Raw genomic sequence first — 3,159 nt, forward strand, 5'->3', positions numbered from 1 at the left:
GGGTCCGGATCCTCGCCGACGTCCGCGAGGGGAGCGGCGGCCGTGCCCGGCTCACCACCCGCAACGACAACGACGCCTCGATCGCGTGGCCCGACGTCCACGACAGCCCGCTGGGCGACCGGGACCTGCTGGTGGACGGCGAGGTCATCGGTCTCAACGCCGACGGGCTGCCCGACTTCTCGGTCCTCCAGGAGCGGATGCACGTCCGCTCCGCGACCACCGCGGCCCGGCTCGCCGACCGGATCCCCGCGACGTACATGGTCTTCGACCTGCTCCGCCTCGACGGCGAGGACCTCACCGGCCGTCCGCTCGCCGAGCGTCGCGAGCTCCTCGAGGGCCTCGGGCTCTCCGGCACGTGGCAGGTCCCGGCGTCGTACGACGACGGCGCGATGCTCCTCGACGCGACCCTCCAGCAGGGGCTCGAGGGGGTGGTGAGCAAGCGGTTGTCGTCGCGCTACACCTTCGGCGCCCGCAGCACCCACTGGGTCAAGCTCGCGCACCGGCACCGGTTCTCCTACGTCGTGGCCGGCTGGCGTCCGCAGGAGGGCACCAGCGACCGTCTGGCCGCGCTGCTGGTCGGGGAGCCGACGCCGGAGGGCCTGATGTACCGCGGCCGGGTCGGCAGCGGTATCGGTGGAGCCGCCAGTCGGCTGCTGACCGAGCTGCTCGCGGGATCCGCGCGGGACGACAGCGCCTTCGCCGACGAGGTGCCGCGCGTCGACGCCACGGGCACGCACTGGGTCGAGCCCCGGGTGGTCGTGGACGTCGACACCCACAGCCGTACGCCGGGCAGGCGCCTGCGCCAGCCGTCGTACCGGGGTGTCCGCAGCGACCTTGCTCCGGAGGACCTCGGGTGAGCGAGCTCCAGGTCGACGTCGAGGGCCGCACCCTGTCGATCAGCAACCTCGACAAGGTGCTCTACCCACGCACCGGGACCACCAAGGGCGAGGTGCTCAACTACTACGCCACCGTGTCGGGGGTGCTGCTCCCGCACCTGCGCGACCGGGCGGTGACCCGCATCCGCTGGCCGCACGGGGTCGAGGGCAACAGCTTCTTCGAGAAGAACAAGCCCGCCGGGACGCCGTCGTGGGTGCGCACGGCCAGCGTCCCGACGACGGGCAGCCGCGCGCGTCGTACAGGGGCGGAGAGCGACCGGGACACTCTCGACTTCCCGATCTGCGACGACCTGGCCACGCTCACCTGGCTGGCCAACCTGGCCGCCCTCGAGCTGCACGTGCACCAGTGGCGGGTGACCAGGGCGGGCCGACCGCGCACGCCGGACCGGCTCGTCATCGACCTGGACCCGGGCGAGCCGGCGAGCCTGCACGAGTGCTGCCGGGTGGCACTCATGGTGCGCGACGCCCTGGCCGAGCGCGACCTCGAGTGCAGCCCGGTCACCAGCGGCAGCAAGGGCCTCCACCTGTACGCCGCCCTCCCGCAGGGCCGCGGGGGAGGCCTCGACAGCGAGGGCACGACAGCGCTCRCCAAGGAGGTGGCGGAGGAGCTCCRGGCCGCGCACCCGACGCTGGTGACCGCGGCCATGACGAAGGCCAAGCGTCCCGGCAAGGTGTTCCTCGACTGGTCCCAGAACTCCGGRTCCAAGACCACCATCTCGCCGTACTCCCTGCGCGGTCGTGCCCTGCCCACGGTCGCCACCCCGGTGACCTGGGACGAGGTGGAGGAGGGTGCGGAGGACCCGCTCGGTCTGGACCAGTTCCGCTTCGAGGAGGTCCTGGAGCGGGTGCAGGAGCACGGCGACCTCTTCCTGTCCTGAGCGCCCCGGGACCGACTCCGGGCGCTGCGCCGACCGCCCGGTGCCGACCGCCGACACGGTGCCCAGGTGGCTGTTACCGAACGGTGGGGCAGCTGTGTGGACCGCGTAGGCCCGCGGTGGGACCGACGTGCGGGGCGCGATCCTAGGTTTGTCGTGTCGACCTGGTCGACACCCAGACAACCGTGGTGGGTTGGGACTGCCCGGCCGACGGACCCCCTTCGTCGGCCGGGCCATCCAACGACCGCGACGGTTGCCCACGACGACAGCCCCGCGGGGTCGAGGACGCCAGCCATGGAGAGTGCCGCGCTCGAGGAGCCCGTCGCAACTATGCTCGCGGACATGGCACAGGTACTGGTCGTCGAGGACGAAGAAGACATCGCCTTCCCGCTCGTCCGCACGTTGGAGCGTGAGGGATACGGCGTCGTCTGGGTCCCCAGCGGTCGGGAGGCTCTGGCCCACCTCGCGTCGGCCACCGCCGACATCATGATCCTCGACCTCGGCCTGCCCGACATGGACGGCCTGGACGTGTGCCGGGCCGCTCGCGACGGCGGCTTCGAGGGCGGCATCATGATCGTCACCGCTCGCGCCGGCGAGCTCGACCGCGTGGTCGGCCTCGACTTCGGCGCCGACGACTACCTCTCCAAGCCCTTCGGTCTCGCCGAGCTGCAGGCCCGGGTCCGGGCGCTGCTGCGACGCAGCCAGGCCGCCGCCGCGCCCAGCGAGGAGGCGGTGGTCGATCCGTCGGCGCTGCGCATCGACACCGACGCCCGCCGCGTCATGCTGGCCGACGCCGAGGTGGCGCTGACCGCCAAGGAGTTCGACGTCCTCGCCCTGTTGGCCGCGCACCGCGACAAGGTCGTGCCCCGCGAGCAGCTGATGAGCGAGGTGTGGGACGAGAACTGGTTCGGCTCGACGAAGACGCTCGACGTCACGATCGGCCGGCTGCGCAACAAGCTCGAGGAGGCCGGGTCGTCCGACCGGGTCATCGCCATCCGTGGCGTGGGCTTCCGGCTCGAGGGTGGGGACTGACCCGTGCGTGAGAGGCTCGCTCTCGCCTTCGTGGGCCTCGCACTGGTGATCGTCGTCGTCGCCGGGCTGGTCCGTGCGTTGACCCTCGGGGACATCGTCCACGCGACGGAGGCCGACGGCCTGCGACAGCAGGCGGTCGTGGTCGGTCAGCTCGTCGACGGGCTGGAGCAGGTCGGCGCGCCGGTCGACGCCGCCGCCCTGGCCGGGTCCGTGGCCCCGCACGTCCGCCTGGTCGTGGAGCGGGCAGGTGTCGACGACCTGGTGGTCGACGGTGCCGGGTACGACGCCTCGGCCGTGGACATCACCACCTCCCGCACCGTCGGCGGTGCCACCGTGACCCTCACCCAGGACACCAC

General features: G+C 72.5%; 4 protein-coding genes. All 4 read left to right on the forward strand.

The features are described from left to right. A partial coding sequence (locus ACXJKL_RS17980) for an ATP-dependent DNA ligase (RefSeq protein WP_457208375.1) occupies nt 1–857 on the forward strand: 857 nt, incomplete at its 5' end. After that, nucleotides 854–1,774, forward strand: coding sequence for a non-homologous end-joining DNA ligase (gene ligD, locus ACXJKL_RS17985; RefSeq protein WP_457208376.1), 921 nt, complete (start codon nt 854–856; stop codon nt 1,772–1,774). The genes ACXJKL_RS17980 and ligD, both read left to right, overlap by 4 nt. Nucleotides 1,775–2,065: 291 nt before the next feature. Beyond that, nucleotides 2,066–2,803 carry a response regulator transcription factor gene (locus ACXJKL_RS17990; protein WP_457208377.1) on the forward strand — a complete coding sequence of 246 codons (738 nt, stop codon included), beginning with the start codon at nt 2,066–2,068 and terminating at the stop codon, nt 2,801–2,803. A gap of 3 nt (nt 2,804–2,806) precedes the next feature. Further along, nucleotides 2,807–3,159, forward strand: a 353-nt coding sequence (locus ACXJKL_RS17995) for a hypothetical protein (RefSeq protein WP_457208378.1), incomplete at its 3' end; no start/stop codon positions are given.

It is taken from the genome of Nocardioides sp. P5_C9_2, from assembly GCF_054049555.1.

Excerpts from the sequence above, each read along its gene's own strand:
- ACXJKL_RS17990 (WP_457208377.1), top strand. The coding sequence starts at position 2,066 with ATGGAGAGTGCCGCGCTCGAGGAGCCCGTCGCAACTATGCTCGCGGAC.